The following is a 19743-nucleotide window of genomic DNA, read 5'->3' as shown; positions in this document are numbered from 1 at the left end:
GGAGCGGAGTCGTCCTGCAGGCGGGCGCCGGAGGCCCAGTCGGGGCGCGCTGTCGGGGTCCGCTCGAAGGCGTACGGGTCGCTGCCGGTCGCGGTCTCGGCGGGCTCCTGCTGGTCCTCGGCCTGCGCCGCGCCGGCCGTCGAGGCGTCGCGCTCCGACGTCTCGGCACGGGGCGCGTCCGGATCCGGCAGCAGGTCGCCGACGACCTCGCGGATCCGCTCGGCCGACACGACGCCCTGGCGCAGGATGCGCAGGGTGCCGCCCTCGAAGCTCAGCGCTGTCGCGTCGACGATCGTGGAGGACTCGCTGGCGCCCGCGGGGCGGTCGCTGTAGCGCGATCCGGCGGCGCCGGCGTCGAGATAGACGTCGACGGAGTCGCCGAGCTGGTCGAACGCCTCCTGTGCGGTCGTGGCCGAGGGCTGCCCCGTGCGATTGGCGGAGGAGACCGCCAGCGGGCCGGTCTCGGCGAGGAGCTCGATCGTGACCGGGTTGTCCGGCATGCGCAGCGCCACGGTCCCGCGCGTCTCGCCCAGGTCCCAGACGAGTGAGGGCTGGGCGTGCAGGACGATGGTGAGCCCGCCGGGCCAGAACTCGCGCGCGAGGTCGCGCACCGCCTCCGGCACGTTCTCGGCGAGGGCGTCGAGGGCGGCCACGTCCCCGATCAGGACGGGCGGCGGCGACTGCCTCGTCCGTCCCTTCGCGTCGAGCAGGCGCTGGACCGCGGCGGCGTCGAACGCGTTGGCCGCGACGCCGTAGACGGTGTCGGTGGGGATCACCACCAGCTCGCCGCGGCCGATGGCCGTCCGTGCGAGACGGGTGCCGGTCAGGAGGTCCGTGTCGACGGAGCAGTCGTAGATGCGTGCCATAACGGGTCGATGATACCGGCGCGGTCCGTGTCCGGACCGGCTGCGGCGCGGCGGTCGCGTCAGCGCCGCCCGAGGCGGGGGCTCGGCGGCCGTCGCAGCGGCGCCCGACCCGCGCCGGCCGAGGCCGCCGGAGCGCTTCCATGAGGCACTCGGCCCGGCGCGGCGGGCGCCTCCGCCGACAGGACGCCCACGAGCGCCACGGAGACCGCGAGCGTCGCGAGCGAGTGCTGATCGCCGAACCAGGTGGTGTTGTCGGCCATCCCGTGCAGGAACGTCCAGAGGACGGCGACGGCGAGCGCCCCGACGGCGACGGCCTCCTTCCGGGCGACCCGGAGGAGCAGGCGCACAACGGCGACGGTGGCCAGGAGGAGGAACGCGAGGACGGGGAGCGCGATCAGGAGCCCGCCGTTGGTCCACGCGGTGACGAGGAGGTTGTGAGGCGGGCGCGGCTCGCTGTGCTGGGTGAACTGCGACCCGCGCGCCAGCCACAGCTCCTGCCATCCGCCGTACCCCAGCCCCAGAAGCCAGTTGTCGGGGAACGCACTCGCAGCCAGGCGCAGGAAGTCGCCGCGGGCCCCGAGCGTGAGCAGGCCGGCCTCCGCCAGCTGCGGGAAGGACACGGCGACGGCGTACACGGCCGTGATCCCGGAGGGGATGGTGATCATCCAGGCGACCGGACCGAGGCTGCGTCCCTTGAGTCCGCGGATCGCGGCGACCAGCAGGGGCAGGACGATCGCGAGGACGATCGCGGTCTTGGACAGCGTGAAGAGGGCGCCGACCAGCCCGGCGACGGCGACGAGCAGGAGGAGCCTCCCCCGCTGCCGTCTCCAGACGGCGAAGGCCAGCGCGCCGGTCGTGGCCATGTACATCGAGGCGATGTTGCCGTTGAGGAAGAACCCTCCCGACTTCTCCTGCAGGACGTTGTTGAAGGACGTCGTGAAGATGTCCCGCACGTAGATGTCGGAGAACAGCACCGCGTCCGGCCACCGGAGGTAGGCGGTCTCCTGCACGGGATCGAGCTGGAAGAGGATCGTGAGCGTCACCTGGAGGAGGAACACGGGCGCCGCCCAGTTGAGGGCGCGGCCGACGACACGCCAGGCGCCGTCGCCGAGCCCGCGGACGGCCAGGTACGGAGTGAGGAAGGAGACGACGGAGACCACGTCGCGCAGCGCGGCCGCGCGTGCTCCGGAGTAGGTGAGCGCGAAGAGGGTGCCGGCGATCACGAGGAGGACCACGACCACGAACCGGTCGATCCGCCCGCCGCGCAGCCGCGCGACGGAGTACGGGAGGAAGAGCAGGCTCCAGGCGACCGGAGCGGTGACGGGCCCCAGGGTGTAGAGCTGCACGACGCTCAGCGCCAGGAGCACCGCGAGGAAGACGAGCACGATCCGCTCGTGCCGCCGCTGAGCGGGATCCGCCGGCGCGCGCGAGGGCAGCCCGCGGGTCTCCGGAGCGTCGGTGACGCGGGTCGCGGCGATGACGGAGGGACGAGAGGCGGTCGGGCGGCGGAGGAGGGCGTCGTCGGCGTGGCGGCCCATGTCAGAGCCGTTCCGCGGAGGTGCCGGTGGCGGCCTCCGTCTGGCGGAGCGGAGGAGCGGCGCGCCGATTCCGGGACGACGGGCCGACCTCTCGCGGCGGGAGGGTCGTCCGCGGGCGCCGGTCCGGGGCGGGAGGCGGATCGAGCAGCACGGGAGAGGCGGTGGCGTCGGCGGACGCGGGCGGGAGAGGGGATGCAGGTGGCATGTCGCGCCGACACTAATCGCGCGGCACGAGCCTCGACGGGCTTGGCGCGGAACGTCGATCCGCGTGCGCGCGGCGTCCCCGCGCCTCAGCCACGAGGGTCTGCGAGCAGCTCGTCCGCGCGGCGGGCGATGCCCGGCCAGCGGAAGTCCGCCGCTCGGCGCCGCGACGCCGCAGCGACCTCCGCGCGTCGCCGGGGATCGCGCAGCGAGGCGATGAGGGCGGGGAGCTCCGCGAGGACGGCGTCCGCGACCTCCTCCTCCGTGCCCGGCGGGACGAGGACGGATCCGTCGACCACTCCGTCGGAGGTGCGCAGGATCTCGGGGAGGCCTCCGCGCTCGACCGTCACGACGGGGATCCCCCGCGAGAGCGCCTCCACCACCACCATCCCGAACGGCTCGTCCCAGCGGCAGGGGTAGAGCAGGAGCGCCGAGGAGCCGAACAGCTCCAGCAGGTCCTCGTGCCGGAGGAACGGGAGCCGGCGCACGACGCCGGGCAGGGCGGCGACAGCCTCGTCGAGCGCTCGGACGTACGTGGTGGGCGTCGCGTCGTCCCCGAGGCCCGATGCGCCGGCGATGACCAGCCGCAGATCGGCGCCGTGCTCGGTCCGCATCCGCCTCACGATCTCGACGGCCTCGCGGGCTCCCTTCTCGGCCACCAGCCTCCCGGCGAAGACCGCCTCCGCAGTACCGCCGAGCGGCGCCGGCGGGACCTCGGGCGGAGGGACGACCCCGTTGTACAGGACGGCTGTGGCGATCAGGCCGTACCGGTCGACCGCCCGGGCGCGCAGGAACTCGCTGCAGAAGATCCACTCGTCGACCGCGTCGAGGTAGCGCCGGGCCGCGGCGGGATCGGGCGGCAGGTGATCGAGCAGGTCGTTGTGCAGGTGTGCGACGATCCGCCCCCGGTAGCCCAGGCGGCGCAGGCGCACGGCGTAGCGGGGGCGGTTGTGGATCCAGACCGTCGGGACACGGCGCAGCGACGGAGCTAGCACCAGCAGCCAGAAGCGGCCACCGAAGGACAGCCGACGCAGCTCGGCGCCCGGGTCGCTGTCGCGCCGACGCGCCAGGAGGAGTGCCGCGCGCCGCTGGACCGCGTAGATCCGCCGGTACAGGCGGTGCGGCCGGACGTCCACGCCCGGTGACGCCGACGACCACGGCGCGTGCACGGCGATCCGGAGCGAGGACCGGGACACCGTCTCGCGGACCCAGGTCGCCACGGCTCCCCCGCTGCCGTCGAAGCGCTCCTCGGCGGCCAGCACCACGGCGACCTCGACCGGGGCGGCGGAGCCGAGCCGGAGCCGGGCGGGCAGTCGCGACAGGACGAGCGATCGCGCCTCGGCGATGTCGCGCCCCGGCGCCAGGAGGACGGTCGCTCCCAGCACGAGGCCCGCGAGCGCCAGCTCCACCGGGAGCAGCCGCAGGGGCGCGCCCTCGGGGAGCAGGCGGAGCAGGAGCAGCACGATCGCCATCGGTGCGGCGAGCAGCGGCCCCGCGGCGCACGCGCGCAGGAACGCGCCGAGGCGCACTCCGAGCACCACCCGCAGCACGGCGCAGGTGACGGCGAAGCCGAGAGCGCTCGAGAGCAGCAGCCCGCCGATCAAGCCGTCGAGTCCGAACAGCACTCCCCCGCCGACGATCATCGGGATCGTGATCGCGGTCTTCACGATGTTCACGATCAGCCCGAACCGCACCCGGTCCATCGCCATCAGGATGAAGCCGACCGGGTTGCCGATGGCCCGCACCGCGCCCACCACCGTCAGCGCGCTCGTCATGCCCGCGATCCAGCCCCAGCCGGGTCCGTAGAACAGCCGCACGATCTCCTCGGAGCGCAGCGCCACCAAGATCAGCGGCGGGATGCTCGCCATGCTGAGCACCGCGGTGACGCGGAGGTGGTTCCGCGCGACGCGCTCGCGGTCGTGCTGGATCGAGGAGAACACCGGGAACATCACTCGCGTCACGATCGGGTTGACCCTCGCGGGGAGGTTCACGGCGAGGTTGTATCCCAGGGTGTATCCGCCCAGCTGGGCCGGTCCGAGCAGGCGGCCGATCGCGAGCGAGCCGGCGTTCGAGCCCAGGTAGTTGACGATGCCGTCGAGGGTCTGGAAGACGCCGAAGGAGAGGAAGCGGGCGGTCTCGCGGATCCGGAACCGGAACCGCAGCCGGAACCAGCGGCGGGCCTGCACGAGGGCGAGCACGGAGCGTAGAGCCGCGGTCGCGACGAGCCCCCACGCGTAGGAGAGCGCCCCCGCGCCCGAGACCGCGAGGCAGACCGTCACGGCGAAGCCGCCGACGAGAGCGATCGTCTCGGACACGGCGACCGCTCGGAACCGGATCCCCTTCTCGAGCACCGCTCTCGGTACCTGCCCGACTGCGCTGCCCACGAACACGAGCGAGGCGACGGTGAGGACCGGCGCCGCGGCGGCGGACCCGAGCAGGGAGGCGATCGGTGCGGCACCCAGGAGGACGGCGACGGTGACCAGGAGCCCGACGGAGAGGTTGAGCCAGAAGACCGACGAGAGCTCGAAGCTGGTCGCCCGCCGGCGCTGGATGATCGCCTGGGCGACCCCCATGCCGAGGAAGATGTCGACGAACGCGTTGAGCAGGGCGACGATCGCGATGATCCCCATCTCGGAGGGGTCCAGCAGTCTCGCCAGGAGCGCGAACTGCCCGAGCTGCACGACGAGCGCGACGGCGAACGAGACCGCCGTCCAGGCGGTCGCGTCGACGGTGCTCCGGCGCAGGCTCACCTTTCCCGCCCGGCGGAGGCCGGACGGAGGCCCGGTCGCGGATCGTCGGCGCGGTGCTCGGCGCGGCTCATCCGCGATCTCCGTCCGTCGTCGTCGGCATCGATCGGCCGGCCGCCCGGTCGTAGAGGTCCTCGAGGTCGCGGATCCGCTCGGCGAGGTCGAACGAGGCGAGCACGCGCTCCCGCCCCTCCGCGCCCATCCGCTCCGCGCGGTCCGGGTCCCGGAGCAGGGCGGCGAGCGCCCCGGTCAGGCCGGGCACGTCCCCCTCCGGGACGAGCAGCCCGGTGACGCCGTCCTCGACCGCCTCCGGGACGCCGCCGTGGCGGTACGAGACGACAGGGACGCCGGCGAGCGCAGCCTCGAGGAAGACCATGCCGAAGCCCTCGGAGTCGCCCGTCGCCGCGGTCCGAGACGGTGCGGAGAAGACCGCGGCGCCGGCGAGGATGCGGGCGACCTCGGCGGGGGGCAGGGAGCCGGTGAAGGTCACCCGCAGGCCCAGCCGCGCCGCCTGCTCGACGAGCGCCTCCCGCAGGTGGCCGTCGCCGACGACGGTCAGGGGGACGTCGCGGATCGGTCCCGGGAGGGCGGCGACCGCCTCGAGCAGATCCGGAACGCCCTTCTTGTCGGTGAGGCGTCCGACGAAGACGATTCCCGCGCGCTCCGCAGCCGGTGCGGCCTCAGGGCGAGAGGTCGGGACGCCGATGTAGCCCACTCCGGTGCGCCGCGGGTCCGCCCCCAGGCGCAGGAGCCCGTCGGTGATGAATCGGGAGACCCCGATCACCGCGTGCGCGGTGCGGAAGACGGTGCGGGCCTCGAGGGCGCGGTGAGCTCGGGCGAGGGGTCGGAGCAGGCGCGGAGCTCCGGTCGCGAGCGGCCAGCTGGTCACGTCGTAGCCGTGCCCCGTCACGACGAGCGGAAGGCGCCTCCTCCGTGCGTACCGGGCGATGGAGACGGCGTCGATGAGGAAGTGCGCATGGATGAGGGCGGGCCGGTGCTCATCCACGATCGCGTCGAGCCGTCGTGACACTCCGAGCCACCGCAGGAGGAGGGACCGCCGCCCGCGAGGGGTGATCGGATCGTGCAGGACGATGTCCGTGCGGTCGTGGAGGACGCCCGAGCCGGTGCGCTCGAGGCCCACTCCGAGGGCGCGCCAGCGCTCGAGTCCGTGCATCTGATTGCGGACGAACGTCTCGGAGTCCTGCAGCCACGCGCGCTTCCAGACCAGGACCAGCGGCCTCTCGCCGGCGACGCCGCCCGCGTGCTCAGCGGACGGCACGGCGCACCCGGTAGCGGAGGGCCGCGACCACGCTCGGCAGCACCCGCACGGCGTCGCCCAGATAGCGCCGCCAGAGCCTGCCGGGCTCCCGGCTGAGCCGGTGCGCCCACTCGAGGCCGAGGCGCTGCACCACGAGCGGCGCCCGCGGGATCTCGCCGGCGAGGAAGTCCACGGCGGCGCCGACGCCGAGGCACACCGCTCCCGTGCCGCCGACGGCGAGCAGGCGCTCGCGGACCTCCTCCTGCTTGGGGGAGCCGAGGCAGAGCGCGACGATGCGGACGTCGGCCGCGCGCAGGGTCGAGGAGAGGCGGGCGAGGTAGGCGTCGTCCGCGAGCTCGGCCGGCTCCGGCGAGACGACGACCGGCACCTGCAGCCCGGCGAAGCGCTGCTGCAGCTCGGCGGCTGCGCGATCGCCGACTCCGGGGCGTCCGCCGATGAGAGCGATCGGCGCGCCCTCGAGCGCCGCGCGACGGCAGACCTCGGTGAAGAGGTCGATGCCTGTCACGCGGCTCGCCGTGCGGTGACCGTACGAGCGGGCCAGCCAGACCAGAGGCGCCCCGTCGAGCACCACGAGGGACGCCCGGCCGTAGTACCGCCGGAACTCGCCGGAGTGCTTCCAGCGCACGAAGTGGTCGGTGTTCGGCGTGACGACCAGCTCGTCGCGGCCGCTCCGGGACAGCTCGAGCACGGCCTCCGCCGCCTCGTCGAGCGTGGTGATGCTGGCCGGCATCCGCTCGATGCGGCCGGTGATGTAGGAGGTCATGCCGGTGCTCCTCGGGGGTCGGTGCGGGAGGGAGGGAACGGAGCGGAGGTGCGGAAAGGGGCCGGTCGCGGCGGCGTGCACGGGGCCGGTCACGTCGTCCATCGCGTGCTCCTCCGATCGGAGAGCCGGCGGCGGGTGTCGTGCACGGCGTAGAGGATCCGGCTGAGCGCCGTGAAGGCGGCGGGGACGTGCTTGAGCACCAGCCCCAGGACGAGCAGCCGCGGCGACCGCGCGGAGCGGAGCACGCGGACGTCGCGCAGCGCCTCGGACCCGAGCCGGACGCCGGTCTCGACGAGCGCCGCGTCGGAGTTCTGGCGGATCGGGGTGAGCGCGACGGGGACGGCGTAGAACCAGGTCGTGAACCAGTCCGACAGCGGGCGCGGCACCTCCTCGAACGTACGGGCGAGCGCCGCGCGCATCTCCTCGGCGCAGACCAGGAGGTTCCGGAGGTCCGGGTCGCGCCGACGGGTGATCGAGGACGCCGTGTGGACGTAGGAGTAGAGGACCTCCGGCACGAAGAGCACCCGTTCCGACGCCTGGACCGCCCGCAGCACACCGACGAAGTCGGACTGGGAGCTCAAGCGCGGGAAGAGCTCCTCCTGCAGGACGGCGCGGCGGAAGAGCTTGTTCCAGAGGAAGCCGTGCAGGCGCCCGGACGCCATCCGCTCGAGAGCGAGTTCGGACGAGACCAGTTCGCGCCGGTCGAGACCGTCGATCACGCGTCCGGAGGTCGACTGCCGGGTGCGGTAGAGCGCCCGGCAGACGACGACGTCGGCCGCCGTCCGCTCGGCCTCGGCGGTGAGGGTCCGGAGGATCTCCGTGTCCCATTCGTCGTCGACGTCCACGAACCAGACGAACTCGGAGTCGATGCCGTCGAGGGCGCGGTTCCGGGCGGCAGCGACGCCGCCGTTCTGCTCGAGGAGCAGGACCCGGGCGTCCTCGCGTCCCTCGGCCCACTTCTCGAGCACCTCCGCCGTGCCGTCCGAGGACGCGTCGTCGACGAGGACGACCCGCATCCCCGGTCCGAGAGTGAGTGCGAGCCGCGCGAGGAAGCCGTCGAGCCGGGCGATCGCGTTGTAGCAGGGAGCCACGACGGTCACCGAGTGCACGCGCCCGCTCACCGTCGGCCCCCGAGCTCGCGGTAGGCGGCGACGACGGGGCCGAAGACGGCGTCGGGCGAGGCGGCCTCGTCCACCCACGCCTTCGCGCGGTCGGCCTGCATCAGGAGCCCCTCGGGTCGCTCCAGAGCGGCGGCGAGGAGCTCGGCGATCCGCTCCCCGTCGGCGTCGGCGGGGAGCAGGAGGCCCCGACCGTCGGCGAGCAGCTCACCCACACCGCCGACGTCGGTCGCCACGACCGGGCGACGGCGGGCCATCGCCTCCAGCATCACGAGCGGAGTCCCCTCCCACCGCGAGGTCGACAGGAGGAGGTGCGCCGCGTCCAGCGCTCCGGTCACGTCCGCCGACGGACCGGCGAAGTCGACCACTCCGGCTCCCCGGGCGCGCTCGCGCAGCACCGGCAGCATCGGACCGTCGCCGAGCCAGGTGCCGGTGACGGGCCGGACCCGGGCGAGGGCCTCGACGGCCGCGAGGAAGCGGACCGGGTCCTTCTGCTCCGCGAGCCGCCCGATGCCGAGGACGCGGACGACCGGCTCGGCGAGTTCCGGCGCGCTCGCGGGCTCCGCGGTGACGTTCGCCGGGGCGTTGCCGGTGACCACGACGCGATCCTGCGGGCGGCCGTAGCCCTCGACGACCATCCGCCCCACGGAGGCGGAGACGGCGAACACCCGCCGGGAGCGGAAGGAGAGCGCTCGCCTGTCGATCCCGGGCAGCTCGGTGTGCGCGTGCTCGACCACGGGGACACCGAGCGCGGCGCCGACGAGGAGGGCCAGCAGAGCCTCGCGGCGCTGGTGGGCGTGCAGGACGTGCGGGCGGAACCGGCGGACGGCGAGTGCGAGCTCGCGCAGATCGGCCGCGAAGCCCTGTCCGGGTCTCGGCACCACGAAGACGGGCGACTCCTGCGCGGCGCGGTCGCTGAGCGGCCCGGGACGCCCCCAGTAGGCGGTCTCGCAGCCGTGCTCGCGGCTCCACGCGCCCAGGGAGAGGGCCACACGCTGCGCTCCGCCGTCCTCGAAGGAGTCGAGGACGTGCAGGATCCGCAGGGATCGGGAACGGGCGGCCCTCATGAGAGCGCCCTGTCGGGAACCGCGCCCGGGAAGCGGACGTCGAGTTCGGCCAGGACGGCGTCGACGTCGCGGCCCATCGTCCCGCGGTCGACATCGTAGTGATCGGCGAGGAGGTCGACGACCTCGTCCCGGGGCCGGCGCTGCCGGATCACGGCCTCGAAGACCGAGGCGGCGCTCAGCGAGAGCACGATCGGGGGCACCGACGGGCGGGACAGGTCGAGCACGTAGACCTGACGGTCCGTGCGCTCGACGGCGAAGCGCTGGGCCGGCGGCGCGCTGCCACCCTGCGCCTCGGCGGAGGCCTCCACCGGATGCACGGCGCTCGCCGCGGGATCGGACGAGGCCGGGAGGTCGCTCACCGGCGCCGTGGTCGCCGCGATCGCCTCGAACGAGGACGCCGGGCCCTGCTCCTCGCTGCGGCCGCTCAGCGCCACCCTGGCGAAACCGGTGAGGGCGGAGGGGAGGCCTCGGAGCGCCCGCAGGGTCCGCTCCCCCCGGAGCCGGAGCCGACGTCGGACCGTCGTCGCCTCGGGATGGCTCGCCTCGAGATCCGCGCGGGTGGGGAAGGCGGCTCTCAGCAGCAGGCCTCCCTTCAGGCGCCAGGGAGCGGACGCCACGGCGTGCAGCCAGTTGAAGGTGTGCCGGTCGGAGCTGCGGCGCACGTCCCAGAGAGTCTGGGCGTGCCGGTAGCGCTCCTCGGGCGCGGCGGGGACTCCCCAGGAGGTGAGGAGCTCCGTCATCGGCGTCTGCGCGCCGAGCTCGACGGCCGCGTCGCGGATCGCCTCGCGCTCCTCGCTCGGAAGGCCGGCGCCGTGCGCCTTCAGAACCGCCAGCGCCGTGGTAGCCGAGGCGGAGCGCGCGCTGCGCAGCTGGTGCAGGGCGTGCAGCACGAGGTGGTGCGCGCGCCCGGGGATCCGCAGGGTCTCGTCGCTCAGCGGCAGATCCTCGGCGGCCGCCCAGAGGCGGTCGAAGACGATCCGCTCCTCCTCGAAGGCACCCGGGAAGGAGCGGTGGACGTCGACGTCGCACGGCCACGAGGGGTGGACGAGCGTGATCGAGTGGTCGACGAAGAGGGTCCAGCTGAGAGCCTCGGCGCGTCGGCGCCAGCCCATCGAGGCGAGCAGCCCGAGAGCCTCGTCGAAGCGCTCGGGGTCGACCCAGAGGTCGACGTCGGCCGACGTCATCGGCGCGCGGATCCCCTGGCGGTGCAGACCCTCGCCCTTCACCACGAGGCTGCGGACGCCGTGCGTCCGCAGGGTGTACTGCACCAGCACGGCGGCCAGGCGCAGGGCGACGGCGTTCGGCAGCATCGCGTCGGCGGAGGCGCCGACAGCCGGGACCGGTTCAAGGGACACGGACGCGTCCCTCCGCGAGGGCGAGGATCTCCTCGGCCGCGACGGACCACGGGCGCTCCCGCGCGAGCTCGGCGGCCCCCCGGGAGAGAGCCGTCCACTCGCGTCGGAGCCGGTGGAGGGCGTCCTCGTACTCCTCGCGCGTCGCGTCGTCTGAGAGGACCACGCCCGCCCCCGCCGCGCAGAGATCGGCCAGGACGCTCGACTCGATCGCGAGGACCGGCAGCCCGCTCGCCAGCGCGTCGAGTCCGGCGGCCGCGCCGGTCGTCGACGGCGTCAGATGGGCGTACGCGTGGGAGTGGCGGAGCACCTCGACGACGCCGTCGCGGTCCTGCTCGCCGACGGAGCGCAGCCCCGATGCGAGGTCGTCGGCGATCGCGCCGCCGTCGTCGATCACGGTGACGTACTCGGTGCCGTCCAGCCGGGCGAGGAGATCGAGCCGCTCGGCGCCCCGGTCGAGACCGGAGGCTCCCACGGCGGCGAAGCGGAGGGGCCCGTCGGGGGCGGACGGTGTCGGGAACGACGCGTCCGGCAGGCCCAGGGGCACGACCGTTCCCGCGAGGGCGGACGCGAGCCGCTCCGTCGGGGTGACGACGACAGCACCGCGGCGCTCCTCCTCGAACCGGAAGCGCGGGAGCGCCGGGAGGTCGTCGGCCAGGAGGACGGTCGTCGGAGCGAGCCCGGCGAGCTCCACGGCCGTCCCCGGGAGAGCCACCACGAGGTCGGGCCGCTCCGGGGCGAGCAGTCGGCGGGCCCGGTGCGTGACGACGGCGAGCCCGACGGACCCGGCGCCCCTCCGGCCGGCGGGCTCGAGGAAGCGGGCGAGCACGCTGGGGCGGAGCTCCGCCCCGCTGAACCCCTCCGGGTCACCGGTCACCACGACCACGCGGTGTCCCTGGCGGCGCCAGGCGCGCTCGAGCGGAGCCGCGTGCCAGGCGTCGAGGGCGACGATCCCGATGGTCAGCACGGGCGGACTCCCCCCGTCAGGGGGGATCGGCGGCAGGGACCGGGAGACGGGAGGAGCGCGGAGTCCCGCTGGTCGATGACCTCGTGCACAGGGCGGTACCTCTCTCCGTCGCGGCAGGCGGAGCCGCGGACGTCGGAGAAGTTATCCCCGTGCCCGGCGGCCTCCGAGTGGGAGGCGCGATACGGAGGCGGGGGCGGCGTGCGCGCCGCTCACGGAGTCGGATCGCGTCGGCAGCGGTCGCTCGACCGTCAGTCCCCGCCACGGGTTCCGCGCCCGCCGCACCGGCATGCGGAGGCACCGCGGCGCCGCCGATAGAGTCGGCTCCGTGACCCTCTCCCCGCAGATCTTCACGCTCCCCTCGGCGGTGCAGCGGACCCCCGCCGCCGCTCCTCACCCGGGGCTGCTCCGATGAGGGGCATCGTCCTCGCGGGTGGTTCGGGGTCGCGGTTGTGGCCGATCACCAAGGGCATCTCGAAGCAGCTGATGCCGATCTACGACAAGCCGATGATCTACTACCCGCTGTCGACGCTGATGATGGCCGGGATCGACGAGGTCCTCGTGATCACGACCCCCGAGTACAACGACCAGTTCCGCGCCCTGCTGGGCGACGGGTCGAGCCTGGGCATGCGGATCGAGTACGCGGTGCAGCCCTCCCCCGACGGGCTCGCGCAGGCGTTCCTGATCGGCGAGGAGTTCATCGGCGACGAGTCCGTCGCCCTCGTCCTGGGCGACAACATCTTCCACGGCACCGCCCTGGGCACCGCCCTCGCGGCGAACACCACGATCGAGGGCGCCGTGATCTTCGCCTACCAGGTCGCCGACCCGCGCGCGTACGGAGTCGTCGAGTTCGACGAGCACTTCCGAGCCGTCTCCATCGAGGAGAAGCCCGAGCAGCCGCGCAGCAACTACGCCGTGCCCGGCCTCTACTTCTACGACAACGACGTCGTGGCGATCGCGAAGACGATCACGCCCTCGGCCCGCGGCGAGCTCGAGATCTCGACGATCAACGAGCGCTACCTCGAGGCGGGGCGGCTGAACGTCCAGGTGCTCGATCGGGGAACGGCCTGGCTCGACACCGGGACCTTCGATTCCATGATCGAGGCGACGGAGTTCGTGCGCGTGATCGAGCAGAGGCAGGGATTCAAGATCGGCTGCATCGAGGAGATCGCCTGGCGCAACTCCTGGATCGACGACGCCCGCCTCGCCGAGCTCGCCGCACCGCTGGTCAAGAGCGGCTACGGCGCCTACCTCCACCGCCTGCTCAGCCTCGAAGGCGTGAACGCGGGCCGCTGAGCCCGGCCTCCCCCGACCTTCCCGACCTCCAGGAGAACCCGTGCGGATCCTCGTCACCGGCGGTGCCGGCTTCATCGGCAGCAACTTCGTCCACCTCACCCTGCGCGAGCGTCCCGACGCACGGATCACCGTGCTCGACAAGCTCACCTACGCGGGCAGCCGCGACTCCCTCGCCCCCGTCGCCGACCGAGTGCGGCTGGTCGAGGGCGACGTCGCCGACGCCGAGCTGGTGGACCGGCTGGTCGCCGATGCGGATCTGGTGGTCCATTTCGCCGCGGAGTCGCACAACGACAACTCCCTGCACGACCCGACGCCCTTCCTCGCGACGAACGTCATCGGCACCTTCGCGCTCCTGCAGGCGGTGCGCGCGCACGACGTGCGGTACCACCACATCTCGACGGACGAGGTGTACGGCGACCTCGAGCTCGAGGACCCCGCGCGCTTCACCGAGCACACCCCCTACAACCCCTCCAGCCCCTACTCCTCGACCAAGGCAGCCAGCGACCTCCTCGTGCGCGCCTGGGTGCGCTCCTTCGGCGTGCGCGCCACGATCTCCAACTGCTCCAACAACTACGGCCCCTACCAGCACGTCGAGAAGTTCATCCCCCGCCAGATCACCAACGCCATCGACGGCATCCGCCCCAAGCTCTACGGCACCGGCGCCAACGTCCGCGACTGGATCCACGTCGACGACCACAACACCGGCGTCTGGGCCATCATCGACCGCGGCGAGATCGGCGAGACCTACCTCATCGGCGCCGACGGCGAGAAGAGCAACCTCGACGTCGTCACCCGCATCCTCACCGCCTTCGGACAACCCGAGGACGCCTTCGACCACGTCACCGACCGCGCCGGACACGACCTCCGCTACGCCATCGACTCCACCCGCCTGCGCACCGAACTCGACTGGCGCCCCCGCTACACCGACTTCGACGCCGGACTCGCCGCCACCATCGACTGGTACCGCGCCAACGAGGACTGGTGGCGCCCCGCAAAGGCCGCCACCGAGGAGAAGTACGCGGTGCGGACAGCGTGACCGGACCGTACTCGAGGTCGGCCGCTGCGTGGAACCGGGGACCAGTGGCCTCGGCCGAATCGCCCTGCCTCCGTCACCGGAATCCGCGCGCCGCCGGACTCCGGGGGACGGGGCGTGCCGCATGCTGATCGTCGCCGCCGCCCTCGCTCTCCTGTTCCTGGTCGTCACCTTCCCGCGGCGCGCCGTCGGCCTCCGCGGCTACGCCGTCGGCCTCTCGATCTTCGTCCTCGGCATCGGCGCGAGCACCTCCGCTCCGGACGCCGTCCGCTACGCCTCGACGGGCGTCGCTGCGGTGTTCCTGATCCTGGCCTGGGCGTTCGGCGAGCGGACGCGGCCGAGGAAGCGCACGCGGCTCCTCCTGCTCGCCTGGTTCGTCTGGACGACCGGGGTGAGCCTCCTGATCTCCTCGAGCTCCCCGGCGACCGTCCTCGCCCTCATCGCGGTGCCGCTGCTGCTGTTCCCCGTCGTGTCCCGCCTCGGCGAGCAGGACCTGGTGCCGCTGCTGCGCTGGACGGCGCTCACCGTCCTCGTGCAGGTCGCCGTCGGCATCGCCGAGCTCACCGTCCTGCCCGAGCCGGTCTGGGGCTACCGCAACCTCACCACGGCGGGTCTTCCCGTCATCCGGTACAACCCGTTCCTCCCCGGCCTGATCCGGATCCAGGGCACGACCGGCCACCCGATCATCTTCTCGCTCATCGTGATGTTCGGCTTCTTCCTGATCCTCGCTCTCGGGTCGAAGCTGTCCCGAACGGTCCGGCTCGTCTCGCTCGCTGCTGCGGTCGCCGGCCTCGTCCTCTCGGGGACGCGCAGTGCGTTCGTCGCAGCGGCCATCGGCTTCGTCGTCTACCTCTTCTTCGCTCCCAACACCCGGACGCGGGTGAAGAACGTCCTGATCGTCATCGGGGCGGGAGTCGCGATCTTCCTCGGCGACTTCGGGCTCTCGGCCGTCGCGACTCAGGCGGCCACCTCGGACTCCTTCGGCCACCGCCTCGAAGGATGGGCGAGCGCGGATCAGCTCCTGCACCGCGGCTCTCCCACCGGAGCGATCGGCAGCGGCTTCTTCTCGGAGCTGAGCATCTTCGCGCAGGGCCTGCTGCAGCAGGACGGCTTCCTGGTCATCGACAACCACTTCATCTGGACGCTCGCGATCAGCGGTGGCATCGGGCTCGCCCTCATGGTGCTGGCGATGGGGGGCGCGTGGATCGGCTCCGACCGCCTCGGCCGGGCCCAGGTCGCCGTGATGCTCGCGATGGCCTTCTCCTTCGACCTGATGACGTGGGTCGTCTCAGTGAGCGTCTTCGTGATCTCGCTGACGCTGCCGCCGGACCTGATCGCGCTCGCCCGCCCGGCTCCGCCCCGCGAAGCGGAACCGCCTCCGACGCGGCGGGGGACGCCGAGTCCTCAGCGCGGAGGGGACCGCACCCGCGTGAGGACCCTCCCCCGCTCCTCGCGGTGACAGCACGCTCCCCCTTGCCCGACCAGACCGCACCAGACCAGCCGATCGGAGCTCACATGCCTGAGATCATCGACACCGAGACCTTCGTCATCGGCGATTCGACGAAGACGAACTCTCTGGGCCGTGCGCTGAGCATGGCGCTCACCGCGGCTGAGCTCGGACGCGTGCGGGTTCTCGCCTTCGAGGACGGGGAGCTCTGGGCCGGAGCGGGACAGTTCCCTGCGGAGGTCGTTCCTTTCGGGCGGAGAGATCTGGCGCGCATCGAGCGGGACGTCCGCGCGTCAGCGTCGGAGCGGAGGACCATCGTCTGGTTCTCGAAGGGGACGGACCCCCTGCCGCGTCTGGCTCGGCGCCTCTCCCGCATCCCGAACACCGTCGTGGTCGCGGATTTCGACGACGACGACGTCTCGATCATGGAGGCCTTCCGATCCGAGTCCCTCCTCAACCGGGCGAAGGCGAATCCGCTGCGCCGGAAGGCTCCGTCCCGGCTCCGCCGGAGCCAGGCCAGGATCGCGCGCGACGCCGGCCTCGTCACCTTCTCGAGCGCGGGACTCCGCGGGGTGTACGCCGAGCGCTTCGATCTCGGTGACGCGTCCGCGGTCATCCCCCACACCCGGGTGTCGACGACGCGAGATCGGCCGCGCGGGCCCTCCACCGACGGCCGTCTGACTCTTGGCTTCATCGGGACCGTCCGCAGCTACAAGGGCGCGGACACTCTGAACGCCCTGCTGCGGGCCGATCCGGACGTCGGCATCGTCACCTTCGCCCAGTCATGGACGCCGCCCTCCGATGTGGCGGCGCAGTGGGTCATGCGGCCTCCAACGACACCGCTGTCCGAGATCTACGCGGACGTGGACGTGCTCGTCCTCCCCATGGACATCCGCAGCCCGGCAGCGCTCTACCAGCTCCCCGCGAAGCTCGTGGACGCGGCCGTGTTCGGGACTGCCGTGGCGGCGACGCCGACCCCGCCGATCGAGGAGTTCGCGGCCGGAGCCTTCCTGCCGGTCACCGACTGGTCGGATCCCGTCGGCGTCCTCGCAGCGATCAGAACCGCCGACAAGGAGCAGCTGGGAGCAGCGCTCCAGGCGAGGTTCACCACTCTTCTCTCCCCCGAAGCAACAGCCGACACTCTCGACACCGCTGTCCAGAAGGCACTGATCAGAAAGAGCACCCACCGTGCATGAACGACCGGCAGCCGTCCAGGTCCCCCTTCTCTCCGTGAAGGTCACTCCGATGACCGCTGCGCGAGTCGCCGACCTCGTGTCGAGCGAGCCCTCCGGGCCGACGCTGATCCTCAACCACAATCTGCACAGCAGCTACCTCCACCTCAAGCACGCCTGGTTCCGCAGGTTCTACGAGCGCAGCGACATCGCGGTGATCGACGGGTGGCCCGTCCTGGCCCTGGCCTCACTGAAGCGCCGGGTCACGACCGAGGAGCGCATCGGGTCGACCGATTGGATCCACGCGCTCTGGTCCGACACGCGCTCGCCCGGCCGCCGGGTCTTCATCCTCGGCGGCACCGAGGAGATCAACGCCGCGGCCGTCAGCGCCTGGAGCAGGGCGCGTGCCGTCGACGACGTGGCCGGGACGTCCGGGTACTTCGCACGGGAGGACGAGGAGTCGGTGGTCGACGCGATCCGCAGCCACGCGCCGACCCTCCTCATCGTCGGCCTCGGAATGCCGAAGCAGGAGCGATTCCTGGACGAGCACTGGGACGACCTTCCCGACGCGTACATCGCCACCGTGGGCGGGGCCGTCGACTACATCGCAGGCGCTGTCGAGCTGAGTCCGCGCTGGCTCGGCTCTGTCGGCCTGGAGTGGGCGTGGAGGTTCCTGCACGATCCGCGGCGCCTCTGCACCCGGTACTTCGTGGAGCCGTTCGCGCTGGCCGGACTGATCCTCCGCAACACGCTCCGCGGAGCGGGGACCCGATGAGCCTCACCACCCGCGACGTGACCACCGTCGTCCCGACCCTCGGCAGAACTGCGCTCGCTCGCGCTCTGCAGTCGGTGCGCGGACAGACGGGCGCTGGAGGCCGGACGGTCGTCGTCCTCGACGACCCCTCCCGCGAGAACCACGTGCGGAGTCTTCTCGAGGACGAGGTCCTCCTGGTGACGGCGGGCAGAACCGGCGGGGCGAACGCCCGCAGCACCGGAGCCCGAGCGGCCGAGACCTCGCACGTCGCGTTCCTCGACGACGACGACTGGTGGGAGCCGGAGAAGCTCGCCCGCCAGGTGAAGGCGCTCTCCGAGTCCTCGGCCGATGTCTGCTACACCGCCACCTACTTCCACGAGTCGGGCGACGGCGTGCGCCGGCTGCCGACGCGCGAGCTCGCGGCGGGTCAGTCCGTCGCGTCCTATCTCGTCGCCCGTCCGAGCCTCAAGCACGGCACGGGGTACATCCAGACGAGCTCCCTGCTCGCGAGCAGGCGCCTCCTGGACGAGTACCCGTGGGACCCCTCGATGAAGAAGCACCAGGACTGGGACCTCGTCGCGCGGTGGGCTGCGGCCGACGCGCGGATGACCTACGTCCCCCTCGCTCTCGTGCACGTCCAGCAGGGTTCCGCCGCCTCGATCTCGAAGACGGCGGACTGGCGCGCGAGTGCCGCCTGGCTCGCCCGCCACGGCGACGCCCTGGACTCCCGCGCCTACGGAGACTTCGTCGCCACGCAGATGCTGCGGGGCGCCCTCAGCGCCCGCGATCCGCGCGGAGTCGCCGCCTCGGTCGCGGAGCTGTCCCGCCGCCGACCCCACGTCGCCGCGATGATCGTGGGTCTCCACGGTCTCGTGGAGAAGTAGATGCGGGGAGCCGCTCCGAACGGTCCGCGGCGCTCGAAGCCGATCCTGCGCCTCCTCGGTTTCGTCCTGATCCCTCTGATCAGCGCCCTGAGCCCGCTGATCGTCATCCCCTCCATCACCAGCTCCTTCGGAGCGACGGCGTGGGCGTCCGTCGCCGTCGCCCAGTCCATCGGGTCCGCCGCAGCGGTCGTCGTCGAACTCGGCTGGGGCCTGAACGGCCCCCAGCGGATCGCCCGGATGGGGCGGCGGGCCCGATCGCAGACCTATGCTCTGGCCACGGCGACGAAAGTCCTCGTCTTCCTGCCGCTGGTCGTCCCCGTGGTGATCGTCACCGGCCTGCTCGCGCCGGCGGATCCGGTCGCGGCCGTGTGGATCGCCGTCGCAGTCGCACTGAGCACGCTGTCGCCGGCGTGGTTCTTCATCGGCGCAGGCCAGCCGCGGAACATCCTGCTCCTCGACGCCCTGCCCAGACTGGCCGCCAACGGGCTCACCGTGCTCCTGATCAGTGCCGCGGGAGCGCCGCTGGCGGTCTATCCGGTGCTACTCGCCGTCGGTACGATCGTGCCTCCGGTCCTCGGCTGGTTCGCTGCAGGGAGCCGACTCGGGTTCCTGCGCTCTCTGGGCCCGCGCCGGATCCTTCGTGCCGTCCGCGCGCAGAACGTCGCCCTCCAGGGACGACTGGCCAGCGCGGCCTACATCGCCCTGCCGGTGGCGATCGTCGGAGCGGCCGCGCCGGGAGCTCTCGTCGTCTTCTCCGCCGCGGAGCGGCTCCAGCGCCTGGTGCTGGCGCTGCTCGCCGCCTTCCCCAATGCGCTGCAGGCGTGGGTCGGGGCGCCCGGATCCGATGCCGACCGCTTCCGCCGCATCGCGCGCGCCGTCGGCGCCAACGCCGTCCTCGGGCTCGTCGCCGGAACCGGCTTCGCCTTCTTCGGGGGCTTCGCGGCTCAGATCCTGTTCAGCGGGGAGATAACCCTCCCGCTCCCCATCACCGCTCTCTGCGGAGGGGTCATCGCCATCACCTGCGTGTCGCGGGCTACCGGCGGTCTCGGCCTGGTCGCTCTCCGTCGCCTGAAGGCGCTGCGCAACAGCGCGCTCGTCGGAGCGGCGACGGGGCCGGTGCTCATCTGGCTGCTGTCCCGGACCTTCGGCGCGCCCGGAGGTCTGGCCGCCGAGGTCGTCACCGAGCTCACCGTCCTCATCGTCCAGATCGTCTTCCTGCTCCGCGCTCGGAAGCGCTGAGCCCGTACCCGGAGCGGACGACC

Annotated in this window: 15 protein-coding genes and 1 pseudogene; 7 read left to right on the top strand and 9 right to left on the bottom strand. The window is 72.7% G+C overall.

The genetic code is table 11. The features are described 5' to 3' along the window. Window positions 1–185 precede the first annotated feature (185 nt). From C5D50_RS10260 to C5D50_RS10220, 9 genes and pseudogenes are all read right to left on the bottom strand, one after another. A pseudogene (locus tag C5D50_RS10260) lies at window positions 186–866 on the bottom strand (L-threonylcarbamoyladenylate synthase); the annotation flags it as partial. 59 nt (window positions 867–925) lie between these two features. Next, window positions 926–2404, bottom strand: a complete 1479-nt coding sequence (locus C5D50_RS10255) for an O-antigen ligase (protein WP_104283428.1) — start codon at window positions 2402–2404, stop codon at window positions 926–928. A 290-nt stretch (window positions 2405–2694) separates the two neighbouring features. Beyond that, window positions 2695–5355 carry an MOP flippase family protein gene (locus tag C5D50_RS10250; protein WP_104283427.1) on the bottom strand — a complete coding sequence of 887 codons (2661 nt, stop codon included), beginning with the start codon at window positions 5353–5355 and terminating at the stop codon, window positions 2695–2697. A gap of 67 nt (window positions 5356–5422) precedes the next feature. Then, window positions 5423–6631 (bottom strand): glycosyltransferase, encoded by a 1209-nt coding sequence (locus C5D50_RS10245; RefSeq protein ID WP_104283426.1) that lies wholly within the window; start codon window positions 6629–6631, stop codon window positions 5423–5425. Continuing rightward, window positions 6618–7394, bottom strand: a complete 777-nt coding sequence (locus C5D50_RS10240; RefSeq protein WP_104272658.1) for a WecB/TagA/CpsF family glycosyltransferase — start codon at window positions 7392–7394, stop codon at window positions 6618–6620. Before C5D50_RS10240 ends, C5D50_RS10245 begins: the two co-directional genes overlap by 14 nt. A gap of 89 nt (window positions 7395–7483) precedes the next feature. After that, a complete protein-coding gene (locus tag C5D50_RS10235; protein ID WP_181137333.1) occupies window positions 7484–8515 on the bottom strand; it encodes a glycosyltransferase family 2 protein in 1032 nt (343 codons plus the stop codon). Continuing rightward, window positions 8512–9579 (bottom strand): glycosyltransferase family 4 protein, encoded by a 1068-nt coding sequence (locus C5D50_RS10230; RefSeq protein WP_104283423.1) that lies wholly within the window; start codon window positions 9577–9579, stop codon window positions 8512–8514. Before C5D50_RS10230 ends, C5D50_RS10235 begins: the two co-directional genes overlap by 4 nt. Further along, a complete protein-coding gene (locus C5D50_RS10225; protein ID WP_104283422.1) occupies window positions 9576–10934 on the bottom strand; it encodes a PqqD family peptide modification chaperone in 1359 nt (452 codons plus the stop codon). The genes C5D50_RS10230 and C5D50_RS10225 overlap by 4 nt, the downstream gene beginning before the upstream one ends. Then, entirely contained in the window at window positions 10924–11898 is a 975-nt protein-coding gene (locus C5D50_RS10220) for a hypothetical protein (protein ID WP_104283421.1), read from the bottom strand. The genes C5D50_RS10225 and C5D50_RS10220 overlap by 11 nt, the downstream gene beginning before the upstream one ends. 408 nt (window positions 11899–12306) lie before the next feature. Here C5D50_RS10220 and rfbA point away from each other — a divergent pair, with 408 nt between their 5' ends. From rfbA to C5D50_RS10185, 7 genes are all read left to right on the top strand, one after another. Beyond that, the gene (rfbA, locus tag C5D50_RS10215; protein WP_104223010.1) at window positions 12307–13191 is read left to right on the top strand and encodes a glucose-1-phosphate thymidylyltransferase RfbA; all 885 of its coding nucleotides are present in this window, start codon (window positions 12307–12309) and stop codon (window positions 13189–13191) included. Window positions 13192–13231: 40 nt separating this feature from the next. Then, window positions 13232–14227 carry a dTDP-glucose 4,6-dehydratase gene (rfbB, locus tag C5D50_RS10210; protein ID WP_104283969.1) on the top strand — a complete coding sequence of 332 codons (996 nt, stop codon included), beginning with the start codon at window positions 13232–13234 and terminating at the stop codon, window positions 14225–14227. A 121-nt stretch (window positions 14228–14348) separates the two neighbouring features. Further along, window positions 14349–15683: an O-antigen ligase gene (locus tag C5D50_RS10205; protein ID WP_104255063.1), complete on the top strand. Its 1335-nt coding sequence runs from the start codon at window positions 14349–14351 to the stop codon at window positions 15681–15683. Between the two features lie 56 nt (window positions 15684–15739). Continuing rightward, window positions 15740–16867: a hypothetical protein gene (locus tag C5D50_RS10200; RefSeq protein WP_104283968.1), complete on the top strand. Its 1128-nt coding sequence runs from the start codon at window positions 15740–15742 to the stop codon at window positions 16865–16867. 49 nt (window positions 16868–16916) lie between these two features. Continuing rightward, entirely contained in the window at window positions 16917–17618 is a 702-nt protein-coding gene (locus C5D50_RS10195) for a WecB/TagA/CpsF family glycosyltransferase (RefSeq protein WP_146083591.1), read from the top strand. Continuing rightward, complete coding sequence (locus C5D50_RS10190; RefSeq protein ID WP_104283967.1) at window positions 17615–18481, top strand: glycosyltransferase family 2 protein; 867 nt, start codon at window positions 17615–17617, stop codon at window positions 18479–18481. Before C5D50_RS10195 ends, C5D50_RS10190 begins: the two co-directional genes overlap by 4 nt. Next, on the top strand, window positions 18482–19720 hold the full coding sequence (locus tag C5D50_RS10185) for a hypothetical protein (protein ID WP_104283966.1): 1239 nt from the start codon (window positions 18482–18484) through the stop codon (window positions 19718–19720). The last annotated feature ends 23 nt before the right edge of the window (window positions 19721–19743 follow it).

This window comes from Rathayibacter sp. RFBD1 (genome assembly GCF_002932915.1).
Taxonomy (GTDB): Bacteria; Actinomycetota; Actinomycetes; order Actinomycetales; family Microbacteriaceae; genus Rathayibacter.
Note: the sequence above shows the minus strand (reverse complement) of the source record. Positions and strands in the feature narration are given on the sequence as shown.

What these genes read in the sequence shown, in the direction of transcription:
- C5D50_RS10255 (WP_104283428.1), bottom strand. Translation starts at nt 2,404, where the DNA reads ATGGGCCGCCACGCCGACGACGCCCTCCTCCGCCGCCCGACCGCCTCT.
- C5D50_RS10240 (WP_104272658.1), bottom strand. Translation starts at nt 7,394, where the DNA reads ATGACCTCCTACATCACCGGCCGCATCGAGCGGATGCCGGCCAGCATC.
- C5D50_RS10230 (WP_104283423.1), bottom strand. Translation starts at nt 9,579, where the DNA reads ATGAGGGCCGCCCGTTCCCGATCCCTGCGGATCCTGCACGTCCTCGAC.
- rfbA (WP_104223010.1), top strand. Translation starts at nt 12,307, where the DNA reads ATGAGGGGCATCGTCCTCGCGGGTGGTTCGGGGTCGCGGTTGTGGCCG.
- C5D50_RS10205 (WP_104255063.1), top strand. Translation starts at nt 14,349, where the DNA reads ATGCTGATCGTCGCCGCCGCCCTCGCTCTCCTGTTCCTGGTCGTCACC.
- C5D50_RS10200 (WP_104283968.1), top strand. Translation starts at nt 15,740, where the DNA reads ATGCCTGAGATCATCGACACCGAGACCTTCGTCATCGGCGATTCGACG.
- C5D50_RS10195 (WP_146083591.1), top strand. Translation starts at nt 16,917, where the DNA reads ATGACCGCTGCGCGAGTCGCCGACCTCGTGTCGAGCGAGCCCTCCGGG.
- C5D50_RS10190 (WP_104283967.1), top strand. Translation starts at nt 17,615, where the DNA reads ATGAGCCTCACCACCCGCGACGTGACCACCGTCGTCCCGACCCTCGGC.
- C5D50_RS10185 (WP_104283966.1), top strand. Translation starts at nt 18,482, where the DNA reads ATGCGGGGAGCCGCTCCGAACGGTCCGCGGCGCTCGAAGCCGATCCTG.